The following is an 18,537-nucleotide window of genomic DNA, read 5'->3' on the forward strand; positions in this document are numbered from 1 at the left end:
AGCGCAGCGACGGGGGATGTCTCCAGGGCGAGCGCAGCGACGGGGGATGTCTCGGTAGCCTGGAGCAGTGAGTCAAGCCGCCGGCCAGCGCCCGATCAGCATCCCGCCGCCACCGCCCGTCGCCGCGTCCGGGTTGCTGATGTGTCTGCAGGCACTCGGCGTGGTGATCCTGACCACCTTCATCCTGGTGTCGGGCTTCGCCAACTCCGCTGCCGCCGGCCAGTTGCTCGCCCAGGCCGCCTACTTCCTGGTGATCGCCGCGTTGATGGTGGTGTGCGGAGTGGCGCTGCTCAAGGGACGACGGTGGGGCCGCACCCCGACGATCGTCGTGCAGATCGTCATCGGGGCGGTCGGGTACTGGTTGGCCGTGCCGAGTGGCCGGCCGGTCTGGGGGATCCTGTTGATCGTGCTGGCGGTCGTCACCGGCGGCCTGCTGATGACGAAACCGGCCAACGCGTGGGTCAGCCGATTTCCTTCCCTGTTCGGGCCAGAGCCGGACCGGTGAGCCGGAAGACCGTCCAGCCGTCCATCCCGATGGCCCCCAGCGAGTGGTAGAACGCGATCGAGGGCGTGTTCCAGTCGAGCACCGACCACTCGACCCTGGCATAGCCGGAGCGAACCGCGATCTGGGCAAGATTGGCCAGCAGCGCCGTTCCGAGTCCTGACCCTCGATGGTTCGGCTGGACGTACAGGTCCTCGAGGTAGATGCCGTGCACGCCCTCCCAGGTCGAGTAGTTCAGGAAGTGCAGGGAGTAGGCCACCACCTCGCCGTCGACGAGCGCGACATGGCAGTAGACGGCCGGTGATGCGGTGAACAGGGCCGTGTGCAGAAGATCGGCCGTCAGGTGGCACTCGTCCACCAGCTTCTCGTAGGCGGCCAGTTCGTAGACCAGCTGCACGATCCGTTCGACGTCGTCCGGGACCGCCGTTCGGATCCGCTGATCTCCAGGGGTGCGCAGGTCGGACAACTTCAGCTCACTTCCGGTGCCTGGTGGAACGGCACCACGTTGGCGTGCTCGATGCACGGTTCGCCATGGTAGGTACCCAGGACGGTGATTGCCGCCGGGTTCATCAGGATCAGGCTGCCGGCGGTGATCGGCAGGCCCACCCAGCGGACGGCCAGCACCCGGGAGATGTGCCCGTGGCAGACCAGGGCGACGTCGCCCAGTTCGAGGGCCCTGCGGGCCAGTCCCAGCACTTCGTCGACCCGCACGGTCACCTCTGCCGGCGACTCGCCGCCCGGGGCGCCGTCGGTGAAGATGCTCCAGCCGGGTCGATTCACATGGATCTGCTTGCTGGTGATGCCCTCGTACTCGCCATAGTTCCATTCAGCCAGGTCGGGGACCACCTGATCGATTGCGAGCCCGGCCAGTTCGGCCGTGCGGCGGGCCCGTAGCCGTGGACTGCTCCACACCGTCGAGGGATTCAGCTGGAGTCCGGTCAGCAACGATGGGATGGTCCCGGCCTGACGCTCGCCCTCTGGCGTCAGGTCCAGGTCGGTCACCGAGGTGTGCTGGCCGCTGGCGCTCCAGGTGGTCTGGCCATGCCGGATCAAGGCAATTCTGGAGGGCATGCTGTCGGTCTTCCTGTTCGGATCGGATCGGATCGGGTCGTGCCGGGTGGAGTCCGTCAGGCGAGCGTCGCGATGTACTCGCGGCAGGCGTCCCAGGTCGGCAGCAGGCCGCCGCTGATCGCCTCGGCGAGCGACGGTGCGGTGGTGTCCTTCTCGGAGAGCAGGAAGTCGACGTCGATCGGCAACGGCAGGCCGAGTGCCGGATCGAGCGGATCGACGCCGTGCTCGCGGCCAGGGGCGTACCCGGTGGAGCACAGATAGGTGAGCGTCGACCGGTCCTCGAGCGCGAGGAAACCGTGCCCGAGCCCTTCGGAGAGGTAGACCGCGCGGCGGTCGACGGTGTCCAGCCGGACGGTGTCCACGACGCCGAAGGTGGGCGAGCCGACGCGCAGGTCGACGATGAAGTCGATGACGGCACCGGACGGACAGGTGACGTACTTCGCCTGGCCGGGCGGTACGTCGGCGAAATGGATGCCGCGCAGGGTGTCGGCCTTGGAGACGGACATGTTCGCCTGGGCCAGCTCGAGCGGGTGGCCGACGGCGCCGCGGAGCTGGTCGACCTTGAACCACTCCAGGAACAGCCCGCGGTCGTCTCCGTGCTGGACGGGCGTGAATTCGAAGGCGCCAGGGATGGCGAGTTCTCGTACCTGCATGACTGACGAGCCTAGTGGGGCTTCCGACCGCCGATTGCCGCCGTCAGCGCAGCCACGGCCTGCAGGACGGGTTCGATCAGCGCATCGAAGCAGCACGACGACGCAGCCGACCCGGCGTCCTGGCACTGATGGGCGACGGTGATGCCGATGGCGGCGATCGGCATCGAGTTGTGGTCGAAGACGGCCGCCGCGACCGACGCGGCACCCGCGGTGATCTGGCCGTCCTCGTGCGCCCAGCCACGGCGTCGTACCTGGCTGAGCCGGGAGCGCAGGTCGGGCAGGTTGGCCGGCCCGCGTCCGGTCCGGTCGACAAACGAGCCGTGGTCGGGGAAAAGAGCCCTGACCTGGCCTGACGGGAGGCCGGCCAGGATCGAGAGGCCGGTCGCGGTCAGTGCGGCCGGGAGCCGGATGCCGACGTCGGTGACCAGCGTCACCGACGTGCCGGCGGGCTTCTCCTTCACCAGGTAAAGCGTCTGGGCGCCGTGCAGTACCCCGAGGTGCGCAGTGGCCCCCGCGGCGGCGGCAAGACGCCCGATGACGGGCCGGCCGAGCCGTTCGAGCGGCTCCGAACGCAGGTAGGCGCTGCCGATCTCGAACGCGCCGACGCCAAGGCCCCATCGACGTTCGGCGGGCAGGTGGACGGCGAACCCGGCGGCGGCCAGTTCCGTCAGGAGCTCGTAGGTGGTCGAGCGGGCAAGTCCGAGATCACGGGCGATCGCTCCGGCGGAGACAGGTGACGGCCGACTGGCAAGCAGGCGAAGGACCGCGAGTCCGCGACGCAGGGCCGGGGCCGCTCCCGAGGGGCCTCTCTCGTTCGTTGATCCGGTCATCTGTCTGGTATACCGGACAGTAACCCGTCGGGCACCCTCGCGCCGCGACCGGCGCAGGGCATCCAATGATCAGGTGAACACCATGGCACCCACCGCCCAGTCCACCGACCACCCCGCTGCCCCGGCCGTTGCCCCCGTTGCGCTCGGGATCGGACCGGTGAGCGCGGCCGACGTGGTCGACGTGGCACGGCACGGTCGGGCGGTGCAGATCGGTCCGGAGGCGCTCGCCGCGATCACCGCCACCCGCGGCGTGATCGACGCGCTGGCCGGCGACATCGCGCCGCACTACGGCATCTCGACCGGATTCGGCGCCCTGGCCACCACCCACATCACCGCGGATCGACGGGCCGCGTTGCAGACGTCGCTCATCCGGTCCCACGCCGCGGGCAGCGGGACGCCGGTCGAGGTGGAGGTGGTGCGCGGCCTGATGCTGCTGCGCCTGTCCACCCTCTGCACCGGCCGGACCGGAATCCGACCGGCGACCGCCCTGGCCTACGCCGCCATGCTCAACGCCGGGATCACCCCGCTCGTCCCGGAGTACGGCTCGCTCGGTTGTTCCGGCGACCTCGCTCCGCTGGCGGCCGCTGCCCTGGCCCTGATCGGCGAAGGGCTGGTGCATGACGTATCCGGCGCGGTGGTGCCGGCGGCCGACGCCCTCCTCGCCGCCGGCCTGACGGCGGTGGTGCTGGCCGAGAAGGAGGGTCTTGCGCTGATCAACGGCACCGACGGGATGCTCGGCATGCTGCTGATGGCGCTGGCCGACCTGCAGGAGCTGCTCGACGTCGCGGACATCTCTGCGGCCATGTCCGTCGAGGCCCTGCTCGGTACCGACCGGGTATTCGCCGCCGACCTGCACGCGCTCCGTCCGCAGCTGGGCCAGGGCGCGAGCGCGGCGCGGATGGCCGGCGCTCTCGCCGGCTCGGGCATCGTCGCCTCGCACGCCGGGCCGGACGACACCCGCGTCCAGGATGCCTACTCGCTCCGGTGCACCCCCGCCGTGCACGGCACCGCCCGCGACACGGTCGACCACGCCGCCCGCATCGCCGAGCGGGAACTGGCCAGCGCCATCGACAACCCGGTGGTGCTGCCGGACGGTCGGGTCGAATCCAACGGCAACTTCCACGGCGCCCCCGTCGCGGCCGTCCTGGACTTCCTGGCCATCTCCGTCGCCGACGTCGCGAACATCGCCGAACGACGCACCGACCGGATGCTCGACGCCAACCGTTCGCACGGTCTGCCGCCGTTCCTGGCCTACGAGGTCGGGGTGGACTCCGGCCACATGATCGCCCAGTACACCCAGGCCGGCATCGTCGCCGAACTGAAGCGGCTGGCCGTCCCGGCGTCGGTCGACTCGATCCCGTCGTCGGCGATGCAGGAGGACCACGTCTCGCTCGGGTGGCACGCCGGCCGCAAGCTGCGACGCGCTCTCGACGGCTATCGCCGGGTGCTGGCCGTCGAGATCCTCACTGCAGCCAGGGCTCTCGACTTCCGCATACCGCTGGAGCCGAGCCCGGTGACCGGCGCCGGTCGGGACCTGGTCCGCACCGTGGTCGACGGTCCGGGGCCGGACCGTCATCTTGGGCCGGAGATCGACGCGGTCGTCGAACTGCTCGCCTCGCACGCCTTCACCGCCGCGGTGGAGCCGGTCCTGCTCGCCGCCTCGAGCCGTCGTTAGCACTCTTGTTCCGCCCCAACGTTTCTCACACGCCCATCCCGAGGAGTCACCGACATGTCTGCCCTTCCCGGCGCCCGCCCCGTCCGCGCGAACCGCGGCACCATCCTGACCGCGAAGTCGTGGGCCACCGAGGCCCCTTTGCGAATGCTGCAGAACAATCTCGATCCCGACGTCGCCGAGGATCCGGACAACCTCGTCGTCTACGGCGGCACCGGCAAGGCCGCGCGTGACTGGGCGTCCTTCGACGCCATCTCGCGCTCGCTGATCGACATGGACGCCGACGAGACGCTCCTGGTCCAGTCGGGCAAGCCGGTCGGCATCCTGCGTACCCACGAGTGGGCCCCGCGGGTGCTGATCGCCAACTCCAATCTGGTCGGCGACTGGGCCACCTGGCCCGAGTTCCGGCGGCTGGAAGCCATGGGGCTGACCATGTACGGCCAGATGACGGCCGGCTCCTGGATCTACATCGGCTCGCAGGGCATCGTGCAGGGGACGTACGAAACGTTCGCGGCGGTCGCCGACAAGAGGTTCGGCGGCACCCTCGCCGGCACCCTGACGGTGACCGCCGGGCTCGGCGGCATGGGCGGGGCACAGCCGCTGGCCGTGACGTTGAACGGCGGCGTCGCGCTGTGCATCGAGGTCGACCCACACCGCGCCCAGCGCCGCCTCGAGACCCGTTACCTCGACGTGGTCGCGAGCTCGTTGGACGAGGGGATCGCGTTGGCGCTCGCTGCGAAGGAGGCGCGCAGGGCGCTTTCGGTCGGGGTGATCGGCAACGCCGCCGAGGTCCTGCCGGAACTGCTGCGCCGCGGGGTGGACGTCGACATCGTCACCGACCAGACATCGGCGCACGACCCGCTCTGGTACCTGCCGATCGGTATCTCGCTGGAGGACTGGCACGACTACGCCGAACGCAAACCCGACGAGTTCACCGATCGCGCGCGGGACAGCATGGCGACCCATGTCGAGGCGATGGTCGGGTTCATGGATGCCGGTGCCGAGGTGTTCGACTACGGCAACTCCATCCGCGGCGAGGCCAAGCTGGCCGGTTACGAGCGGTCGTTCGACTTCCCCGGGTTCGTGCCGGCCTACATCCGGCCGCTGTTCGCCGAAGGCAAGGGCCCGTTCCGCTGGGCTGCGCTGTCCGGCGACCCGGCCGACATCCACGCCACCGACGTCGCCGTCCGGGAGATGTTCCCGGACAACGAGAAACTGCAGCGCTGGATGAAGCTGGCTCCGGAGAAGATCGCCTTCCAGGGTCTGCCCGCCCGGATCTGCTGGCTCGGTGCCGGCGAGCGTCATCTGGCCGGGGTGCGGTTCAACGAGATGGTCGCGTCCGGCGAGATCAGTGCGCCGCTGGCCATCGGCCGGGACCACCTGGACTCCGGCTCGGTCGCCTCGCCGTACCGGGAGACCGAGGCGATGGCCGACGGATCCGACGCGATCGCCGACTGGCCGCTGCTGAATGCGCTGGTCAACACCGCCTCCGGCGCGTCGTGGGTGTCCATCCACCACGGCGGCGGCGTCGGGATCGGCCGGTCGATCCACGCCGGTCAGGTCTGCGTCGCCGACGGCACCGAGCTCGCCGGCCTGAAGCTGGAGCGGGTGCTGACCAACGACCCGGCGATGGGAGTGCTGCGGCACGTCGACGCCGGATACGCCGAGGCCGACGTCGCCGCCGAGCGGACCGGGCTCGTCATCCCGATGGGTGTGCAGGCTGTTCATGCGCCACCTGCCCAGGGTGCCGCGGCGGAGCAGCGGCCGTCACCCACGAGCACTGAGAGTGGCCGCTCAGGCGAGCCTTCGGCCCGCGTCGCGCTCGCGGCCGGCGCTTCCGCCGAAGCTGCGAAGTGAAGTACACCCCGCCGCCGGCCGCCGCCGGGCGCTTCAACACCGCCTGGGCGGAATTGGCCGCCCTCGGCCGCGACGGCCGCCGCGGTGGCTACTCACGTCACGTCTTCGACGACGCGGACATGCAGATGCGCGAGTGGTTCTCCGCACAGGCCACCCGGCGGGGACTGGACGTCGAGCTCGACCGCAACGGCAATCTCTGGGCCTGGTGGGGGACCCCGGGGCCGGGCGCGGTCGTCACCGGGTCGCACTTCGACTCGGTACCGGGCGGCGGCGCCTTCGACGGACCGCTCGGCATCGTGTCCTCGCTGCTGGCGATCGACGAGATGCGGGTCCGTGGGATCGTTCCGGCCAAGCCGGTTGCGCTGGTGTGCTTCGCCGAGGAGGAGGGCGGCCGGTTCGGCCTGCCCTGCCTCGGCTCCCGGCTGATGACCGGCGCCGCAGAGGCCGAGCACGTCCGCCGGCTGCACGACCCGGACGGGGTGTCCTTTGCCGACGCGGCCCGCCGGATCGGCTTCGACATCACGCACCTCGGCCGTGACGCCGACCGCCTGGCGAACATCGGGGCGTTCGTCGAGCTGCACGTCGAACAGGGCCGGTTGCTGCACGCCGCCGACCCGACGGCCGCCATCGGCGTCGGATCGCAGATCGTCGCGCACGGCCGGTGGCGCATCACCGTGACGGGCGAGGGCAACCACGCGGGCACCACGAAACCCGACGACCGGCACGACCCGATGATTCCCGCCGCCGCGGCGATCCTGGCCGCCCGCCGGTCCCTGGCCCTGCACGACGGCGCGGTCGCCACCATCGGAAGACTGCAGCCGATTCCGGGCGGTACCAACGTCATCGCCTCCTCCGTCGATGCCTGGATGGACGTGCGCCACGGGGGCGCCGCCGAGACGGCGGCACTGGTCGACGAGATCGTCGCCGCCGTCCGCGAGGAGGCCGAGCTGGAGGGCTGTTCGGTGGTGGTGCATCGGGAGTCCCTGTCCGACGCCGTGATGTTCGACGCGACCCTGACGATGGACCTCGCGTTGCAGCTGGATGCTCCGGTGATCCCGACCGGCGCCGGTCACGACGCCGGCATCCTCGCGGCGCACGTGCCGAGCACCATGCTGTTCGTCCGCAATCCGACGGGCATCTCGCACGCACCGGGGGAGCATGCCGAGACGTCGGACTGCCTGCTCGGCGTCGACGCCCTCGCCGACGTGTTGGCCGAGCTGGTGCGGTGACTTCCCCCGTCGCCTCGCTCGCCCCGGTGAGTTCCGCTCCTCTTCAGGTGACCACGTACCGCTGTGCTTCGGCAGCCGTCGACGGCGAGCTGACCGGTCCGGTCGACATCGCCTGTGCCGACGGGTTGATCGTCTCGATCGGCCCGCCCGGCGACTCCTGCGACGAGGTGCTGCCCGGCGTGGTCCTGCCCGGGTTCGCCGATGCCCATTCGCACCTTTTCCACCGTGGACTCCGCGGCCGGACGCACGGCGACTCGCACGGCGTCGGCAGCTTCTGGACCTGGCGGGAGACCATGTACTCACTCGCCGACCGGCTGACGCCCGAGACCTTCGGCGCCCTCGCGGTGGCGGTCTACACCGAGATGGTCTGCGCGGGTTTCACCGCCGTGGGGGAGTTCCACTACCTGCACCACGCCCAGGGCGGGGGGCGGTACGCCGACCCGAACGCGATGGGAATCGCCGCCGGCCAGGCCGCTCTCGACGTCGGCATCGGCTTGACTCTGCTGGACGTCGCGTACTTCGCCGGCGGATTCGGTGTTGCCCTCGATGCGTCCCAGCAGCGCTTCACCGACGGATCTGCCGACGCGTGGGCGGAGCGGGTGGCGTCGTTGGGCCCGGCCCTGCCCGATGGTCGGTTCGCCGGGATCCGGGCCGGCGCCGCCATCCACTCCGTACGCGCCGTCCCGGTCCGGGAGCTGCCCGAGGTCGCCCGCTTCGCGCAGGCCGCCGGCATGCCGCTGCACGTGCACCTGTCCGAGCAACGGGCCGAGAACGAGGCGGCGCTGGCGGCGACCGGACGGACGCCGACGCAGCTGCTCGACGATGCCGGTGCGCTGTCCGACCGGACGGCAGCCGTCCACGCCACGCATCTGACGCCGGGTGACATCAATTTGTTGGGGGCGGCGCGCAGCTCGATCGTCATCTGCCCGACGACCGAGGCGGATCTGGCCGACGGGCTCCCCGAGGCCGGCGCACTGCACGCGGCCGGGGCGCCGTTGACCCTCGGGGGCGACCAGCATGTGATCACCGACCCGTTCGCGCAGGCCAGAGGCCTGGAGTACGGCGAACGATTGGCCACCGGGGTACGGGGAACCTTTTCTCCCGCGGTGCTGCTGGAGGTGGCGACCGCCGCGAGTCACCGGGCGATCGGGTCGGCGGCGGGTCGTATCGAGGTCGGCGCTCCCGCTGATTTCATCGCCGTCGATACCGGCAGTGCCAGGACCGCCGGGTCCGACGGGTTGGGCATGATGCTGACGGCTTCGGCCGCCGACGTCGCCGTCGTGGTGGTCGGCGGTGTGGTGCAGGCTCGTGGTGGTGTGCACGTGCGGCTGGGTGATCCGGGCGCGCTGCTGGTGAAGGCGATCGAGGAGGCATGGAGCAGATGACGTCAACGGCCCCGGTGGATGTGAGCGCAGTGGGCACCTCGACGGTGCTCACCGGGATCGGCTCGCTGGTGACCAACGATCCGGCACTGGGTGATACGCCTCTGGGCGTGGTGCCGGATGCCGCCGTCGTCATCGAGGGTGACCGGATCGTCTGGGTCGGACCGTCCGCGTCCGCGCCGGCGGCCGACTCGTCGTTCGACGTCGGTGGACGCGCGGTGCTGCCCGGCTGGGTCGATTCGCACAGTCACCTGCTCTTCGCCGGCGATCGTTCTGCCGAGTTCTCGGCCAGGATGGCCGGTCGGCCCTACGAGGCCGGTGGCATCCTGACGACGGTGGAAGCCACCCGGGCGGCGTCGAACGCCGAGCTCGCCGCGATGCTGGACGTCCGGGTCAAGGAGATGACCGCCGGCGGTACCACGTGCATCGAGACCAAGACCGGCTACGGCCTGACCACGGTCGACGAGGTCAGGGCGGCATCGGTCGCTGCCGCCGGTGGTGTCGACGCGGTGACTTTTCTGGGGGCGCACGTCAACGCGCCGGAGTTCGCATCGGATCCGGACGCCTACCTCGACCTCGTCTGTGGGGCGATGCTGGACGCGATCGCGCCGCACGTGCAGTTCATCGACGTGTTCTGCGAGGAAGGTGCGTTCGACGAGGCCAGGACCCGCCGCGTGCTGGCCGCCGGCACCCGTCATGGCTTGGGACTCAAGGTCCACGGCAACCAGCTCGGCGAGGGCGCGGGCGTCCGGATCGCGGTGGACAACGGGGCCGTGTCGGTCGATCACTGCACCTACCTGTCGACGCGCGACATCGATCTGCTCGCCGGATCGTCGACCGTCGCGACTCTCCTGCCGATCTGCGACCTGTCGACCAGGCAGGGGCCGGCCCCGGGTCGCGCCCTGGCCGACGCCGGCGCCACCATCGCCATCGCCTCGAACTGCAACCCGGGTTCGTGCTACTCGCCGTCCATGGGATTGGCCGTGGCGCTGGCCGTGCTGCAATGCGGGCTGACCCCGGACGAGGCGGTGTCTGCGGCGACTGTGGGCGGGGCCCGGGCGCTGCTGCGCGACGACGTCGGTGTGATCGCCGTCGGCAAACGCGCGGACCTCCAGGTCCTGGACGCCCCCACCCACGACTACCTCGCCTACCGCGTCGGCCTCCACCTCACCCACGCCGTCTGGCGCTCCGGCCTCCGCGTCGCCTGACCCCCGCCCCGCCCCCGCTGCGCATACAGTTCTGCCCGGCGCATACAGAATGACCCGATTTGGCCGGAAATTGGCCGATTCTGGGTCATTCTGTATGTGCAGCGGGACTCAGGTAGTGATCAGGAAGCGTGGCACCGGCCAGCCGGCGCCGAGGCCTGTCGGTGGCCAACCCGCCGGCGGGTCAAGACTCCAGCAGGATGGGTTCGATCGGCCGCGACGCTTGGTCATCGCCCGTCGAATCTGCCCCGCCAGTCGGCCGGGCCTGGCGAGCGCCAGGCCGGCGTCGAATCGCACGATGTCGAATCCCAGATCCCGCAGTTCGCCCTCCCGGTCGGTCTGCTGCCCGACCACCCGAGCGGCATCGGGACGATTGTTGTACTTGAGGGCACCGTCGGCCTCGAGGATGATCCCGTGCTCCGGGATCAGCAGGTCCACCCGGCGTGCAATTCGCCCTCCGACGATCCACGCGTTGGGCACGGTAGTGGGCAGATCGAAAGCCAGACAGACGAGCCGCCCGGCGCTCTCCAGCGGGCTTTCCGCTCGGCCGTCGGCGCGCGGGAGAATCCATCGCACCGCGTCCATTCCCTTGTACTGGCAAAGGTTCTCGGCAATGTTCGCGAGAACCTCTCGATGAATTCCGACCGCCAGGGCATAGTCGGCGACGGTGAGGCCCTGCAGGCGCGATCCCATCCGGATGACGTCGACGGATGCATACGCGGCGCTCGTGACGGATGAGCCACCGAGCTGCCACTGATGCTGGCCGGGAAGCCACCCGTATCGGACGCGCCCATGCGGTGTTCGCGAATGTCCGCGGTGCGCCGACCCCGGGCGTAGCACCCGTGGGAGATCTGGTGGGTCGCCCCACATCGGGAATCCGAGGACGGCAGCGGCCGAGAAATCGCAGGCGTGACCGTCGTTCCGGCCGCTGAGCGTCCACGCCCGACTGCGAAGATCGAACTGGTTCCAGTCGGAAGCCTCTACGTAGGTCCCGCGATCCACGTGAACGCCGGTGGCCAACTCCATGATCTGCCCGTCACGTACGAGTCGGCGCAGCACCCTTGCGGAGATGCCGAACTCGTCGGCACGCGACGTACTGATCAGACCGTGATCGACGGCTTGGAGCAGATCAAGGTTCGCGTCGAGCGCTTCTGGTCCCATGACGCAGAAGCCTGGGACCGGGCGGCGCTCACGTCATCCCGTCCGTCGAGATTGTGGACAGAATCGAGCTTGGGGACAGAACTCCGCGCACGGTCGCACCGTCGGACCGGCGGTGAAGTCATTGTCAGGTGCCGGCCAGTCGATGTGCGGCGCACTCGGCCAGGTGGGCTGCTCGCCAGCTGTTCATCGCGGCGACCGGCGACAACTGCCCACCGGCACGCCAGGAATCCAGATAGGGCCACGGGTAGAACGTGCCGCGGCGAATGCTCCACTCGCCCGGCCCGCACGGCGGTGAGATCCCGAAGTGCACGTGACACCCGAGGCCACGGGCGTTGCCCGTTTCGCCGACGTGGCCCAGCAGTTGTCCGGCGACGACCCGCGCGCCGGGCGCCACCCCCGGCAGGATGTCGAGCAGATGCGCTGCGTAGTAGCGCACCCCGTCATCTCCGACGAGGCTGATCGACAGACCTCCGCGCACGGCCGGATCGTCGGTCGCGGGATTCCAGACGTCGACGCGACTGACCTCCTGGACTACCCCGCCCGTCACGGCAACCATGCGCGAACCGCACGGAGCGAAAATGTCGGTGGCCGGGTAGTCGTGATGGACGCGTGCGTAGCTGGTGACCGTCGGCGGATCGACCGGGAAGCGATAGACCACGGGCCGGTTCGGCTGCGCAGCCAGCGTCGTCTGCCGGCTGGACACCAGTCCGTTGGCCGCGGCGTAGTAGGTTTCGTCCGCTTCGGCCGCATAGGTGGTGGACCAGGTCCCGCCGAGGGACGACCGGGTAGTCCGGTGAATACCGAAGACCCCCAACGGGTCCCCGGCCTTGTGGAAGTAGACGCTGACGGTCGAGTAGGCCGGCAGTGCGGTCCCGCTGATCGTGACCGTTCCGCCCAGCACGACAGTGGCCGGCCCACGGTTGATCGTCAGGGACGCTGCCTTGGTCAGGATCAGGGCGGAGCGCAGGCCGCCGGTGGTCGCGAAGTACTGGAAGTCGACGGCGAGGGTGAAGGTGGTCGACCAGTTGCCGGCAGCGTCGGAGGTGGCCGTGCGCGAGGGCAGGTAGAGGCCTGAGGGTTGGCCGTGGTGGTGGAACCAGATGACGACGGCGCTGCCCGGAAGGGTGGCAGTGCCGCGGATCGTCACCAGGGAGTTGCGTGGCGCGACCGCCGGCCCGCTGATGGTCAAGGTGCTGCCGGCTGACGATGTCCCGTCCGCTGACGCGGATGGCGTAGCGGCCGCCACGGTCCCCGCCCCGGCTGGGGCAAGCACGAGCGTCAGCAGCAAGATGAACCGTCGAACCACCGGTAGCGGTCCGAACACAGAAGTTCGTCGAAGCACAGCAGCCCTCACATCGGTCATCGGAATCGCACCGGATCCGGGCGCCAACTGCTGCCCGGCCTCCCGGCGAACATACACGGATTTCACACGCATAGTTGTTCGTGGGACGGCTCGGCTGGCTCCGCGACGGCTGCGCATACAGGACGGCCCGGATCATCCAATTTTCAGCCAGATTCGGGCAATTCTGTATGCGCCGGGCAGTCCTGTATGCGCAGCAGCGGGGCGGCGGGAGCAGCGGGGCGGCGGGGCGGCAGCCCGAACGCGCTGAGGTCAGTCAGCGAAGGCAGCGCGGATGACGGCGGCCTGCTCGACCTCGTGAACGCGGAGCGAGCCGGCGGACGGTGCGGCCATCGCACGACGCGACACCCGCTTGAGGCCGGTCAGCGTCGGGATCATCTCGGGCAGCGCGAGCGCCAGAAACGTCCAGGACCCCTGGTTGGCCGGCTCCTCCTGCACCCAGCGGAAGTCGGTCACCCCCGGGTAGGACTCCAGGATGTGCGACAGCTTCCGCCTCGGCACCGGGTAGATCTGCTCGATCCGCACGACGGCCGTATCGGTGATGTTGTTCGCCTTGCGGTAGGCGTCCAGCTCCCAGTACAGCTTTCCGGAGGTGAAGAGCACCTTCTTGACACCGGCGGAGTCGACAGAGCCGTCCGGGATCACCGACTGGAACTTGCCCTGCGTGAAGTCCTCCACCGGCGACACCGCAGCCTTGTTCCGCAGCATCGACTTCGGCGTGAAGACGATCATCGGGCGGTGCACACCGTCGAACACGTGCCGGCGCAACAGGTGGAAGTAGTTGGCCGGCGTCGACGGCACCGCAACGGTCATCGAGCCCTCCGCACAGAGCTGGAGGAAGCGCTCGATCCGGCCCGAGGTGTGATCGGGACCCTGACCCTCGTGGCCGTGCGGCAGCAGCAGCACGACACCCGTCTGCTGGCTCCACTTGGCCTCGCCGGAGGACAGGTACTCGTCGATGATCGACTGCGCACCGTTGACGAAGTCACCGAACTGCGCTTCCCAGAGCACCAGCGCTTCGCGATTGGCGACCGAGTAGCCGTACTCGAAGCCCAGTCCCGCGTACTCCGTCAGGGCCGAGTCGTAGGCAAGGAACTTGCCCTGACCCTCCGAGAGGTTCTGCAGGGGAACGTATTCGGAGCCGTTGTTCCGGTCGATCAGGGCCGCGTGGCGCTGCACGAACGTGCCACGACGGGAGTCCTGGCCGGACAGTCGGACGAGCCGCCCGTCCATGGCGATCGAGCCGAACGCCAGCAGTTCTCCGAACGCCCAGTCGATGCCACCGGTCCGGGACATCTCGACGCGACGTTCCAGCACCGTCTTGACCCGCGGGTGGGCGGTGAATCCGGTCGGTAGATCGACCTGCGCATCGGCGATCCGGTGCAGGGTCTCCAGCGAGATGGAGGTCTCCACCCGCGGTGGGATCGGCTGCTCGGCCTCCATCGACGGCGACGGCGTAGCGATGCCGCGCTCGAGTTCCTTGACCTCGTTGAAGACCCGCTCGAGCTGCTGGTGGTAGTCCTTCAGCGACTCCTCGGCGTCCTCGGGTGAGAGATCGCCGCGGCCGATCAGGGCTTCGGTGTAGATCCGGCGCACGGACCGCTTGCCGTCGATGATCTGGTACATCAGCGGGTTGGTCATCGAGGGGTCGTCGCCCTCGTTGTGACCGCGACGCCGGTAGCAGACCATGTCGATGACGACGTCCTGACCGAACGCCTGCCGGTACTCCACAGCCAACCGCGACACCCAGACGGCGGCTTCCGGGTCGTCGCCGTTCACGTGGAAGATCGGTGCCTGGATCATCTTCGCCACGTCCGTGCAGTACTCGGACGAGCGCGACGCCTCCGGAGCGGTGGTGAAACCGACCTGGTTGTTGATGATCACGTGCACGGTGCCGCCGGTGCGGTAACCGCGGAGCTGCGAGAGGTTCATCGTCTCCGCGACGACGCCCTGGCCGGCGAAGGCCGCGTCGCCGTGCAGGGCGATGGGCAGCACGGTGAAGCCGCCCTCACCCAGGTTCAACAGGTCCTGCTTGGCCCGGGCCACGCCTTCCAGCACCGGGTCGACGACCTCGAGGTGCGACGGGTTGGCGACCAGCGACACGTCGACCTGACCGTCACCGAACGGGCGGATGTACTTGCCCTCGGCGCCCAGGTGGTACTTGACGTCGCCGGACCCGTGGGCCTGCCGGGGGTCGAGGTTGCCTTCGAACTCACGGAAGATCTGCTGGTAGGGCTTGCCGATGATGTTGGCCAGCACGTTGAGACGGCCGCGGTGGGCCATGCCGACGACGACCTCGTGCATGCCGTATTCGGCCGCCCGGTTCAGCGCTGCGTCCAGCAACGCGATGACGGTCTCGCCGCCTTCCAGGGAGAAGCGCTTCTGCCCGATGTACTTCGTCTGCAGGAACGTCTCGAAGGCCTCGGCGGCGTTCAGCCGGCCCAGGATGTACTTCTGCTCGTCCTGGGACGGCTTGTCCCGCCTGACCTCGACGCGTTGCTGGATCCACTTGCGCTGCACCGGATCCATGATGTGCATGTACTCGACACCGACTGTGCGGCAGTAGGAGTCGCGCAACACCCCGAGCACGTCGCGCAACTTCATGAACTGCGCGTTGTTGAAGCCGCCGACCGGGAACTCGCGGTCGAGGTCCCAGAGGGTGAGCCCATGGGAGAGCACGTCGAGGTCTGGATGACGACGCTGGCGGTAGTTCAGGGGATCGGTGTCGGCCATCAGGTGGCCACGGGTGCGGTAGGCGTCGATCAGCTCGAGCACCCTGGCGGTGCGATCGACGGAACCGGCCCGTCCGGAGTCGAAATCCTGGACCCAGCGGACCGGCTCGTAGGGCAGCCGGAGCGAGGTGAACACCTCGTCGTAGAAGCCCTCCTCGCCGAGCAGGAGCTGGTGGATCCGCCGCAGGAATTCACCGGACTCCGCGCCCTGGATGATGCGGTGGTCGTAGGTGGAGGTCAGCGTCATGATCTTGGAGATGCCGAGCTCGGACAGGGTCTGCTCGCTGGCGCCCTGGAAGGCGGCCGGGTACTCCATCGCGCCGACCCCGACGATGGTGCCCTGGCCGGCCATCAGCCGGGGGACCGAGTGAACGGTCCCGATGCCGCCCGGGTTGGTCAGGGACAGCGTGGTCCCCGCGTAGTCCTCGGCCGCGAGGCTGCCTGCGCGCGCCTTCCGGACGACACTCTCGTACGCACTCCAGAACTGGCTGAACGTCATCGATTCGCAATTGCGGATCGGGATGACGACAAGCGATCGCTGCCCGTTCTTGCCGGGCAGGTCGATCGCCAGACCGAGGTTGACGTGGGCCGGTGTGACGACCTGGGGCTTGCCGTCGACCTCGGCGAAGTGCCGGTTCATGGCCGGGTAGGCCGCCAGCGCACGGATGATCGCGTAGCCGATGAGGTGGGTGAAGGACACCTTGCCGCCACGATTGCGGCGCAGGAAGTTGTTGATGACGATGCGGTTGTCGCCGATGAGCTTCGCCGGGACTGCGCGGACCGAAGTGGCGGTCGGCACCTCGAGGGAAGCCGTCATGTTCCGGACGACGGCTGCGGAGGCGCCACGGAGGGGCGCGAAGACCTCGTCCGGCCCCGCGGTCTTCTCGGCGATCCGGGCGGCCTTCGCAGCCTTGTTGACCACCAGGTCGTCAGGAGTGGCGGTGGTGGCCGTCCGCTGTTGTCCCCGCGCTGGTTCGGGAGCAGGCCTGGGCGCAGCGGTCTTGGCCTCCGGTGTGGATGTGGCAGCCTTCGCAACCGCAGGAGCGGCTTTCGTGGGGGCGGATGCTGCCGGAGCAGCCTTCGCCAAGGCCGGGGCGGCCCCGTTCTTGCGAGCCGGCGGTGGCGGGGGCGGCGGTGTGGCGCCCTGCGGTGAGCTCGCGGGCGACTTCACCGACGGGGCGGCCGTCGGCGCTGCTGGGGTGGACGCTGCGGGTGCCGGGGTGGACGCTGCGGGTGCCGGGGTGGACGCTGCGGCTGCCGGGGAGGCGGAAGGGGCAGTCGGCGTGCTGACGGCCCCATTTCCGTTGCCCTCGTTGGCTTTTCGCGCTTCGGCGACCGGATCGGTGAAAAAATCTCGCCAGATCTGCTCGACGCTGGCCGGGTCGCTGAGGAATTGGTTGTACTTCTCCTCGACGAACCAGTCGTTGGGACCGAACTCCGGCACGGTGGCTGACGACACTGTCGCTATCCGCCTTTTCGACTGTGGACGATGTGTAGACCTGTCAAGGCTAGTCCGCGTCCGGCCGGGTGCGCGTCCCCACCGCGGGACATCGCTCACAAAGTCTCGACTGGAAGGTCACACACCTCGACCCGGTGGCCGGGGCAACCTTCCGGCCGCAGACCGGTGACCACCGCTCATTGGAACGCGTCGACTCCGGTCAGCGCCTTGCCCAGCACGAGTTGATGGATCTCGGCCGTGCCTTCGTAGGTCAGGACGGTTTCCAGATTCGCCGCGTGTCGCATCACCGGGTAGTCGCCGGTGATGCCGTTCGCGCCGAGGATGGTGCGCGCGGTCCGGGCGATCTGCAGGGCGGTGCGGGTGGAGTTGAGCTTGCCCATGGATATCGCCGCGGGCTGGGCGGTACCGGCGTCGACGCAGCGGCCGATGTGCAGCGCCATCAGGTACGCGCCGGTCCAGGCGGTCGTCATGTCGGCGAGCTTGGCCTGGGTCAGCTGGAACGAGGCCAACGGCTTGCCGAACTGGGTCCGGGTCTTCGAGTAGTCGATCGCCGTGGCCAGCGCGTCGCGCGCGGCGCCCAACGCGCCGAAGAGGATGCCGGCCCTGGCCTGGGTGAGACATGACAGCGGCCCGCGCAAGCCCTTCACGTCCGGCAGCATGTCCTGTTCGGACAACTCGACGCCCTGCAGCACGATCTCCGCCGTGGTCGACGCACGGAGCGAGAGCTTGGCCGGGACCTCCTGGGCCAGGAAACCGGGGCGGTCGGTCGGGACGACGAAACCCCGGACCACGTCCTTGCCGGGTTCGGGATCGGCCACCTTCGCCCAGATCACCGCGACGTCGGCGATGGTTCCGTTGGTGATCCACATCTTGACGCCATCCAGTCGGTAACCCCCGGCGGTCGGGGTGGCCCTGGTCGTCATCGAGGCGGGGTCGGATCCGGAATCCGGCTCGGTCAGCCCGAAACATCCCAGCAGTTCGCCGGCCGCCATCCCCGGCAGCCAGCGGTCCTTCTGCTCCTCGGATCCGTATTTCCAGATCGGGTACATGGCCAAGGATCCCTGGACGGAAACCAGGGACCGGACGCCCGAGTCGCCCGCCTCGAGCTCCAGGCAGGCCAAGCCGTATTCGACGGCCGAGGCGCCGGCACATCCGTAGCCCTCCAGATGCATTCCCATCAGTCCTGCCTCGCCGAACCGCAGCGCCAGCTCCCGGGCAGGGAGTCGACCGTCGGCGTACCACCCGGCCACGTGCGGGCGGACGAGATCGTCGACGAGTTGCCGGGTCGCCGCCCGGATGTCCCGCTCGGTGTCGGAGAGGGTGGCGTCGATGCCCAGCAGATCGAGAACGGAGGGCGGGGAGTAGTACACGGCGGTGTGCGCTGTCATGAGGGCCAAGTTACTCGCCGGTTGGACCCTGCCGCC

The 18,537-nt window shown here is 69.4% G+C and carries 13 protein-coding genes and 1 pseudogene; 6 read left to right on the forward strand and 8 right to left on the reverse strand.

What is annotated here, in order from left to right:
- Nucleotides 1–67 precede the first annotated feature (67 nt).
- A complete protein-coding gene (locus ABIB25_RS03445) occupies nt 68–505 on the forward strand; it encodes a hypothetical protein (protein ID WP_354527032.1) in 438 nt (145 codons plus the stop codon).
- On the opposite strand, the gene ABIB25_RS03450 is transcribed toward ABIB25_RS03445, so the two are convergent.
- Genes ABIB25_RS03450 through ABIB25_RS03465 form a run of 4 tightly spaced genes read right to left on the reverse strand, consistent with a single transcriptional unit; the run spans nt 462 to nt 3,056 of the window.
- The gene (locus ABIB25_RS03450) at nt 462–968 is read right to left on the reverse strand and encodes a GNAT family N-acetyltransferase (RefSeq protein ID WP_502919739.1); all 507 of its coding nucleotides are present in this window, start codon (nt 966–968) and stop codon (nt 462–464) included. The two genes, ABIB25_RS03445 and ABIB25_RS03450, sit on opposite strands and share 44 nt — an antisense overlap.
- A gap of 2 nt (nt 969–970) precedes the next feature.
- Nucleotides 971–1,573, reverse strand: a complete 603-nt coding sequence (locus ABIB25_RS03455; protein ID WP_354527033.1) for a histidine phosphatase family protein — start codon at nt 1,571–1,573, stop codon at nt 971–973.
- Nucleotides 1,574–1,629: 56 nt separating this feature from the next.
- Complete coding sequence (locus tag ABIB25_RS03460) at nt 1,630–2,226, reverse strand: dTDP-4-dehydrorhamnose 3,5-epimerase family protein (protein ID WP_354527034.1); 597 nt, start codon at nt 2,224–2,226, stop codon at nt 1,630–1,632.
- An 11-nt stretch (nt 2,227–2,237) separates the two neighbouring features.
- Nucleotides 2,238–3,056 (reverse strand): IclR family transcriptional regulator, encoded by an 819-nt coding sequence (locus ABIB25_RS03465; protein WP_354527035.1) that lies wholly within the window; start codon nt 3,054–3,056, stop codon nt 2,238–2,240.
- A gap of 82 nt (nt 3,057–3,138) precedes the next feature.
- Here ABIB25_RS03465 and hutH point away from each other — a divergent pair, with 82 nt between their 5' ends.
- The 5 genes and pseudogenes from hutH (at nt 3,139) to hutI (ending at nt 10,404) form a co-directional block, all read left to right on the forward strand.
- Nucleotides 3,139–4,731 (forward strand): histidine ammonia-lyase, encoded by a 1,593-nt coding sequence (gene hutH, locus ABIB25_RS03470; RefSeq protein WP_354527535.1) that lies wholly within the window; start codon nt 3,139–3,141, stop codon nt 4,729–4,731.
- A gap of 54 nt (nt 4,732–4,785) precedes the next feature.
- Nucleotides 4,786–6,435: pseudogene (gene hutU, locus ABIB25_RS03475) on the forward strand (urocanate hydratase); the annotation flags it as partial.
- A gap of 146 nt (nt 6,436–6,581) precedes the next feature.
- The gene (locus ABIB25_RS03480; RefSeq protein WP_354527036.1) at nt 6,582–7,814 is read left to right on the forward strand and encodes an allantoate amidohydrolase; all 1,233 of its coding nucleotides are present in this window, start codon (nt 6,582–6,584) and stop codon (nt 7,812–7,814) included.
- Complete coding sequence (locus tag ABIB25_RS03485; RefSeq protein WP_354527037.1) at nt 7,811–9,199, forward strand: formimidoylglutamate deiminase; 1,389 nt, start codon at nt 7,811–7,813, stop codon at nt 9,197–9,199. The genes ABIB25_RS03480 and ABIB25_RS03485 overlap by 4 nt, the downstream gene beginning before the upstream one ends.
- A complete protein-coding gene (gene hutI / locus ABIB25_RS03490; RefSeq protein WP_354527038.1) occupies nt 9,196–10,404 on the forward strand; it encodes an imidazolonepropionase in 1,209 nt (402 codons plus the stop codon). The genes ABIB25_RS03485 and hutI overlap by 4 nt, the downstream gene beginning before the upstream one ends.
- Before the next feature lie 108 nt (nt 10,405–10,512).
- Here hutI and ABIB25_RS03495 read toward each other — a convergent pair whose 3' ends face one another.
- The 4 genes from ABIB25_RS03495 to ABIB25_RS03510 all read right to left on the reverse strand — a co-directional run bounded on the left by ABIB25_RS03495 (nt 10,513) and on the right by ABIB25_RS03510 (nt 18,501).
- Entirely contained in the window at nt 10,513–11,562 is a 1,050-nt protein-coding gene (locus tag ABIB25_RS03495) for a putative endonuclease domain-containing protein (protein ID WP_354527039.1), read from the reverse strand.
- A gap of 124 nt (nt 11,563–11,686) precedes the next feature.
- Nucleotides 11,687–12,850, reverse strand: a complete 1,164-nt coding sequence (locus ABIB25_RS03500) for a M23 family metallopeptidase (protein WP_354527040.1) — start codon at nt 12,848–12,850, stop codon at nt 11,687–11,689.
- 324 nt (nt 12,851–13,174) lie between these two features.
- The gene (locus ABIB25_RS03505; RefSeq protein WP_354527041.1) at nt 13,175–17,113 is read right to left on the reverse strand and encodes a multifunctional oxoglutarate decarboxylase/oxoglutarate dehydrogenase thiamine pyrophosphate-binding subunit/dihydrolipoyllysine-residue succinyltransferase subunit; all 3,939 of its coding nucleotides are present in this window, start codon (nt 17,111–17,113) and stop codon (nt 13,175–13,177) included.
- Between the two features lie 176 nt (nt 17,114–17,289).
- Nucleotides 17,290–18,501: an acyl-CoA dehydrogenase family protein gene (locus ABIB25_RS03510; RefSeq protein WP_354527042.1), complete on the reverse strand. Its 1,212-nt coding sequence runs from the start codon at nt 18,499–18,501 to the stop codon at nt 17,290–17,292.
- Nucleotides 18,502–18,537: the final 36 nt, after the last annotated feature.

The organism is Nakamurella sp. UYEF19 (assembly GCF_040546275.1).
Classification (GTDB): Bacteria; Actinomycetota; Actinomycetes; order Mycobacteriales; family Nakamurellaceae; genus Nakamurella.